The sequence below is a fragment of the Devosia sp. genome (genome assembly GCF_036406155.1).
Lineage (GTDB): Bacteria > Pseudomonadota > Alphaproteobacteria > Rhizobiales > Devosiaceae > Devosia_A.
This window is the reverse complement of sequence record NZ_DASWVV010000120.1, coordinates 1-6,043: the sequence shown is the minus strand read 5'-3', so window position 1 is coordinate 6,043 and position 6,043 is coordinate 1. Positions and strand designations below refer to the sequence as shown.

At 69.9% G+C, this 6,043-nt stretch carries 8 protein-coding genes; 1 reads left to right on the top strand and 7 read right to left on the bottom strand.

All coding sequences use genetic code 11. The annotated features are described in order from the left end of the window. Positions 1-200: hypothetical protein (locus tag VGD93_RS07490; protein ID WP_395010743.1), on the top strand; the 200-nt coding region annotated here is incomplete at its 5' end. A gap of 7 nt (positions 201-207) precedes the next feature. On the opposite strand, the gene VGD93_RS07485 is transcribed toward VGD93_RS07490, so the two are convergent. The 7 genes from VGD93_RS07485 to VGD93_RS07455 form a co-directional block, all read right to left on the bottom strand. Further along, complete coding sequence (locus tag VGD93_RS07485; RefSeq protein ID WP_395010741.1) at positions 208-1,425, bottom strand: hypothetical protein; 1,218 nt, start codon at positions 1,423-1,425, stop codon at positions 208-210. A gap of 109 nt (positions 1,426-1,534) precedes the next feature. Further along, a complete protein-coding gene (locus VGD93_RS07480) occupies positions 1,535-2,014 on the bottom strand; it encodes a hypothetical protein (protein WP_395010739.1) in 480 nt (159 codons plus the stop codon). 55 nt (positions 2,015-2,069) lie between these two features. Then, positions 2,070-3,440 carry a sensor histidine kinase gene (locus tag VGD93_RS07475; RefSeq protein WP_395010737.1) on the bottom strand — a complete coding sequence of 457 codons (1,371 nt, stop codon included), beginning with the start codon at positions 3,438-3,440 and terminating at the stop codon, positions 2,070-2,072. A 65-nt stretch (positions 3,441-3,505) separates the two neighbouring features. Continuing rightward, positions 3,506-4,165 carry a response regulator transcription factor gene (locus tag VGD93_RS07470; protein WP_395010735.1) on the bottom strand — a complete coding sequence of 220 codons (660 nt, stop codon included), beginning with the start codon at positions 4,163-4,165 and terminating at the stop codon, positions 3,506-3,508. A gap of 33 nt (positions 4,166-4,198) precedes the next feature. Beyond that, on the bottom strand, positions 4,199-4,501 hold the full coding sequence (locus VGD93_RS07465) for a hypothetical protein (protein ID WP_395010733.1): 303 nt from the start codon (positions 4,499-4,501) through the stop codon (positions 4,199-4,201). Between the two features lie 69 nt (positions 4,502-4,570). Next, positions 4,571-4,882: a hypothetical protein gene (locus VGD93_RS07460; protein ID WP_395010731.1), complete on the bottom strand. Its 312-nt coding sequence runs from the start codon at positions 4,880-4,882 to the stop codon at positions 4,571-4,573. Then, a partial coding sequence (locus tag VGD93_RS07455; protein ID WP_395010730.1) for a phage tail baseplate protein occupies positions 4,875-6,043 on the bottom strand: 1,169 nt, incomplete at its 5' end. The genes VGD93_RS07455 and VGD93_RS07460, both read right to left, overlap by 8 nt.

Genomic DNA, 6,043 nt, shown 5'->3' with positions numbered 1-6,043 from the left:
TGCTCTTCGCCAATTCGGACGACTCCGATCCGGCCAACGCGGCCGGCGTCGTCATCGGCCCGGCCCCGGGCCGCAGCGACGGCGGCCTCGCCGTGCTGGAGAAGCAGCCACGCGGCGCGGGGATGCGCTACGTCGCGCGGGACGGCGGCGCCCCCGTCCCCGTCGAGGTGCGCGAGACGCTGCCTTACGAGGGGAACTGAGCGCTGCCTAGGTGCGCCGCTCGGCCGCGTCCCGGGCACGGCGCAGCACGTCGGCATAGTCGGCGTTGAAGCGCACTTCCGCCATCTTGATGGCGGCGTCGAGCCGCTGCTGCGTGGCGGCGTCGTCCGGGTGCTGGCGCAGGACGTCCAGGTTGCGCGGGATATGGTTTTCCAGCGCCTCGCCGACCTGCGCCCAGGTCTGGTCGAACACGGCGTTGAGCGCTAGCGAATCGCGGGCGTCGCGAACGCTGGCGAGGATGTAGACGCCGTTGAGGGCCGACAGCAGCAGGTCCGGATCGAAGCGGTCGGCGCCTTCGCGCGCACGCCGCAGCGCCTTGTTCACGTCGGGCCCGACGTCGCGCACCCTGGGCTCCACCCGCTCCGACACGGATTTGGTCAGCGCGGCGAGGATCATGGCCCGGCGCCCGTTGCGGGCGAATTCGACGAAACCGTTCACCGACCGCACCAGCCGGTGGAAGCGGTCGATGGCCTGGCAGATGAGATCGACGTCGGCGAACGGCCCCATCTGGGCGAGCACCGGAATCTGGCTCTGCGCGTGCGCCAGGACGGCGTCGATCACGGGCGCGAGGCCGGCGTGCTCGATGGCGGATTCGGTCGGTGCGCCGGCGATCCGCAGCACCGCCGCCACCAGCCGCGTGGGGTTCGTCACCTGGCCGACGGCGGCCTGCATGAGCAACGCCGTGGTCGCATGGTCCTGCAGCGGCATGGATTGCAGCGCCGCCACCAGGGCAGCGTCGTCGGTGAGCCCGTTGAGGGCGCGGCCGAAGCTCTGCGCCTTGTCGAGCAGGGCCCGGCTCCTCAGCGCCTGCAGCACCATGGGCAGGCGGGCGAAAACCTCCTCCCCGCCCAGTTGCACCATCAAGCGGCGTTCGGCCTCGCGACTGCCGCCGGCCTCGGCCAGCGCGGTTCGGGCGCGCGTGAGCAACTCCGGCAGCACGGCGTCCAGCGCCTGCACCGCCGCCGGGTCATCGCCGCCGACTTCCAAGTCGATCAGGTCGGGCGCGACATCCCGCACCATCCAGGTCCACGCCGCAAAGGCATGCGACCGCGCCACAGCGCCGTCGAACTCGTAATCCACCGGATCGTTGACCAGGTTGCTGTCGATCAGGCCGAGGAAGGGCTTGCCGTTCCTGGCCGCGGCTGCAGCGCCGGCGGGCCTCGGCCGCTTGAGCGTCGCGGCGGCACGGGCATTGAAAAGAGACATATCAGACTGCGCAGATGGGGGGTGGTTGCTCCCCCACCCTAGCGGCGGTCGGTAAACAAAGATTTTTGCGGCAGCGATCGAGTTTAGCGGTTCCCCGGCGGGGAACCGCTCAGCCCGCCACCGACCAGCGCCCGTCGGGCTCGCGGCAGGCAGTCCCCTTGCGGCTGTACTGCTTGCCGGCGACGGTCACGACATGGGTGAAATCGCGGCAATCGATATTGTTGACGCGCACATAGGGCCCGACCATCACCTGGCCGCTGGCGCCGCGGTCGCCCTGCCAGGAGCGCGGCGCCCCCGGGCGGCCGAACTGCAGGGCGTTGAACTGGGCGCTCGAGGCCTCGGCGCTTTCCTTGGCGCTGAGCAGGCCGACCGCGGCCGGATCGATGAAGGCGGTGACGTCGGTCATCGCCTGGGCCGAGGCGATCTGCTGGGCCGGCGGCGGCGTCAGGCTCGCGGTCTGGTATGCGGAATTGGGCTGCGGCAGCGTGGCGCCCGGCGCCATCAGGTCCGAGGAGTTGCTGCTCATGGTGGCGCAGCCGGCGAGGGTCATGACGCCAAGTAGCGCGAAAAGACGAGGAATCTGCTGCATCGTTCTCTCGATATGACCCAGATGTTCTTTCAGACCGAATGAGGCGAAAGTACGGTCAGCTCCGCCCCAGCCCGCCGAGCTTGGCGGCGGGCAGCCGCAATTCCGCCAGCAACCCGCCCAGCACGGACCGCTTCAATTGCAGGCTTCCCCCATAGACGTCAACCAGCTCCTTGACAATATCCAGCCCGAGGCCGCTGCCCGGCGTCTTCTCGTCGAGCCGGACGCCGCGCTTGAGCACCTGCGCGGCCTGTTCCTCGGTGAGGCCCGGCCCATCGTCCTCCACCTTGATCAGCAGCATGGAGCCCTGCGGGCTGCGCTCGGCGAACATCGAGATGCCGATCTTGCCGTTGGACCATTTGCAGGCATTGTCGAGCAGATTGCCGGCCATCTCCTCGAGGTCCCCCTCGTCGCCGCGGAACCAGGGAAGCGAGGCGTCCGGGCGCACGAAGGCGATGGTGACCCTGGGGTTGAGCTTCTCCATGACGCGCGCGAGGCGCAGCATCACGTGGATGGCGTCGGCCTTCTTGCCCACCACCGCGCTGCGGGCGGCGATCCGTGCCCGGTCGAGATAGGTGGTGACCAGCTGGCTCATCTTGTCCGTCTCGGACAGCACGACCTTGCCCAGCGGCGTCTCGCGGGCGAGCGAGGCCTCGTTGCGCAGCACTGCCAGCGGGGTCTTCAGCCCGTGGGCGAGATTGCCCACCTGGCTGCGCGCACGCTCGATGATCTGCGTGTTGGAGCGCAGCAATTCGTTGACCTCTTCGGCGAGCGGGGCCAGTTCGCGCGGATAGAGGCCGGTGACGGTCTCGCTTTCGCCCTCGCGCACCCTCTCGATGGCGCTCTCGAGGCGCCCGATCGGGCGCAGCGCCAGCCGGGCGACGATGCCGCTCATGATCGCGAGCATCACACCCACCGCGCCCAGCACGATCAGCGTCTGGCCGCGGAAATTGTCGACCAGCGCCAGGATCTCGTCGAGGCTGCCGGTGACGGTGACCAGCAAGGGCACGCCGTTGATGGTGACCTTGCGCTCGACCACGCGGATCTTGGTGTCGAACGGATCGCTGATCACCGCCGTGCGGGTATTGGTGGCATCGAAGCTTTCGGTGAGTGGCGGCAGCACCATGCCGATGACGGAATCCGAGAAATTGAGCAGCGCCCCCTGGGCGTCGTGGATGGTCCAGTACCAGCCTGAGGCAGTGCGCTGGAAACGCGGGTCGCCGAGGGTGATCTGGTCGCTTTTCGGGTCGGCGTTGACGAGGGCGAGGTCGACCAGGGTCTCGACATGGAAATCCAGCGTCTCCGACAGCGAGGTGTCGAGCGCACGCGAATAGAGCTCGGTCAGCAGGAAGGCGGTTGCCACCAGCGCGACGACCAGCCAGGCCGCCGACAGCCAGACGAGCGAGAAGGCGATCGACCCCTTCTGCATCCCGGTTCCGTTTCGCGCGGGACGCCGGAACAGCCTCTGGATGCCCGCCGTGATGGCCACGGCTTTCAGTCTTCCAGGATCTGGTAGCCGAGGCCCCTGACCGTCTGGATGCACTCCTCCGGCAGCTTCTTGCGCAGCCGGCCGACAAACACCTCGATAGTGTTGGAGTCGCGGTCGAAATCCTGGTCGTAGAGATGCTCGGTCAGTTCGGTGCGCGAGATGACCTTGCCCTTGTGGTGCATGAGGTAGCTGAGCAGGCGCAGTTCATGGCTGGTCAGCTTCACGGCATGGCCGTCCACCGTCACCTTGCCGGCCTTGACGTCGAGGCGCACGGAGCCGGCGGTGATCTCATTGGAAGAATGCCCGGCGGCGCGCCGCACCAGGGCGCGGATGCGGGCCAGCACCTCTTCCATGTGGAAGGGCTTGGCGACGTAGTCGTCGGCGCCGGCGTCGATCCCCTGCACCTTGTCGCTCCAGCGGTCGCGGGCGGTGAGCAGCAGCACCGGCATGGTGCGGCCGGCGCGGCGCCACTCCTCGAGCACGCTCAGCCCGTCCATATGCGGCAGGCCGATGTCGAGCACCACCGCATCGTAGGGTTCGGTATCGCCGAGGAAATGCCCTTCCTCGCCGTCGAACGCGACGTCGACGGCATAGCCGGCCTCGGTCAGGGCGTCCTTGAGCTGGCGGTTGAGGTTGGCGTCGTCCTCTACGACGAGAATCCGCATCGTCGATGATCCCCTTTGCCGCGCAGTTTAGGGTCAGTAGCTCTCGGCCGGCAAGTCTCTGGTTTCGCTCTCGCCGGCGCTGTTCATGAAGTTCAGCCGGTAGGTGAGCTGGCCGTCCCGGCGGCACACGCTGGCCCGGCCGATCGGTTCGTCGTTGATGCCCGCCGCCCGCATCGCCTCGTTGAGCTGGACGATCTGGCCGGCGGCGAGCGCCTGCTGGACTTCGCGCCCGGTCAGGCACCCGTCGTTCTGGGCCTGGGCCGTGGCAGGCACGACAAATGCCAGCGGCAGCGCCACGAGGGTGGCCGCCAGCATGTTGAGGGTTACGTTTTTCATGGCCGGGACCATAGGAACGCATGCCTGAACGCCCGATGAACGGCAGGTGCGCCCGGCAGGCGCGCTTGCTCAGCCGGCCGGCTTGATGCCCTTGCGCAGGAAGATGATGGCGAGGCCCTCCATCAGCAGGTGCCCGGCCGACTGGCCCTCGAAGCTGGGCAGGTCGACGCCGAGCAGCTGCGCCACGGCGGCCACCAGCATGGCGGCGGCGATGACATAGGTGCGGTAGCCGGCAAGGAATCCGAGGTTCATGTCTGTTCTCCTGGGTTGCGGTTGCGGATCGGACCCGGCGCGGCGCGCCGGGATGGGGCGGCGGAGCCGGCGCCGGATGGCCAGCGCCGCCAGCAGCTCGGCGAGCGTCGAAAAGTGCAGCCTAGGCATCGAATGTCCCCTCCGTGGCATGGCCGGCGCCGAACACCGGGCTCATCTGGGCGACGCGGAAGCCGAAGCGTGGCGGCGGCGCGCCGAAATCCTCGACCTGCGCGGCAGCGGTGTAGGTGAGCGTGGGCGCCGCCGCGGCGAGCGTGCGCACCGGCACGGTGCCGTCGAGAATCGTCACCGCGTAGGCCTCCGGCGCGTGTTCCAGCGGCGCGTCGGTGACGCCCCAGCTGTCGGTGTCGGCGCGGCTGCGCCGTACCCAGCTGAGCGCGACGTCGTCGCTACCGGGAGCGCGCTCGGCGCGCAGATGGACGGGGGGCAGCGGCAGCACCGGGCCGCTGTCGAGCGCGAGCGCGACGCTGGTGCCGGCCGGATCGGCGCGCCCCGCATAGGCGCGCAGCGGTCGCGTCTCGCCCAGCCATTGGCCGGGGGCAGCCAGCAGCAGCGGCCGGTCGTCGAGCACGACGACGCGCCGTCCCGCTGCCGCCGGGCCGATGGCGTGGCCCGTCCCCATCTGCCCGCGCAACAGCCGCGTCAGCCGGTACAGCCCGGGCGAGAGCAGCAGCGCCTCGGCGAAGGCCACCACCTCCCAGGCGCCGCTGTCGGTCTCGATCACGAGCCGGTTGCCGCCGGCCAGTACGAGGGCGTCGTCGGCCGAGGCCAGGTGCCCCGCATAGAGCCGGACGGTCAGGCTCGCCGTCTCGTCCCAGGTGAGCGCCTGGCCCGGCGCGAGCGCCGCGTCCAGTTCGCCGAGCGCGCAGCTGCGCGTCAGCCGCGCGATCTGTGTGCCGGTCACCTCGTCGTGGAACGTCACCTCGCCCGGCCACGGGCTGGCGCACGCCGCCAGCAGCAGGCGGGACTGGCCCGGGTTGGCGGGGTCGGGGGGCAAATGCGCCGCCACCACCACGGGGATGGCGCGCGGCACCGCCGCCGTCGGTACCGCCGCCGGGCGGCCCGAGACGATCACGGCCTCGAACAGCGGCGGGATGGCCCGCGCCGTGATGCGCCGGGCGGCTCCGTCGCGGATTTCGGTGATCTCGAACGGCCCCTCCCCCTCTCCCGCGACGGCGATGGCGTCGCCCACCTCGAGCGCGAGTCGCGACGGGGCCAGCGTCAGTTCGAGCTGTCCGCGTTGCGCCACGCGGTCGGCCAGCAGGCGCTCCA

What these genes read in the sequence shown, in the direction of transcription:
- VGD93_RS07460 (WP_395010731.1), bottom strand. Translation starts at nt 4,882, where the DNA reads ATGCCTAGGCTGCACTTTTCGACGCTCGCCGAGCTGCTGGCGGCGCTG.
- VGD93_RS07485 (WP_395010741.1), bottom strand. Translation starts at nt 1,425, where the DNA reads ATGTCTCTTTTCAATGCCCGTGCCGCCGCGACGCTCAAGCGGCCGAGG.
- VGD93_RS07475 (WP_395010737.1), bottom strand. Translation starts at nt 3,440, where the DNA reads ATGCAGAAGGGGTCGATCGCCTTCTCGCTCGTCTGGCTGTCGGCGGCC.
- VGD93_RS07480 (WP_395010739.1), bottom strand. Translation starts at nt 2,014, where the DNA reads ATGCAGCAGATTCCTCGTCTTTTCGCGCTACTTGGCGTCATGACCCTC.
- VGD93_RS07470 (WP_395010735.1), bottom strand. Translation starts at nt 4,165, where the DNA reads ATGCGGATTCTCGTCGTAGAGGACGACGCCAACCTCAACCGCCAGCTC.
- VGD93_RS07465 (WP_395010733.1), bottom strand. Translation starts at nt 4,501, where the DNA reads ATGAAAAACGTAACCCTCAACATGCTGGCGGCCACCCTCGTGGCGCTG.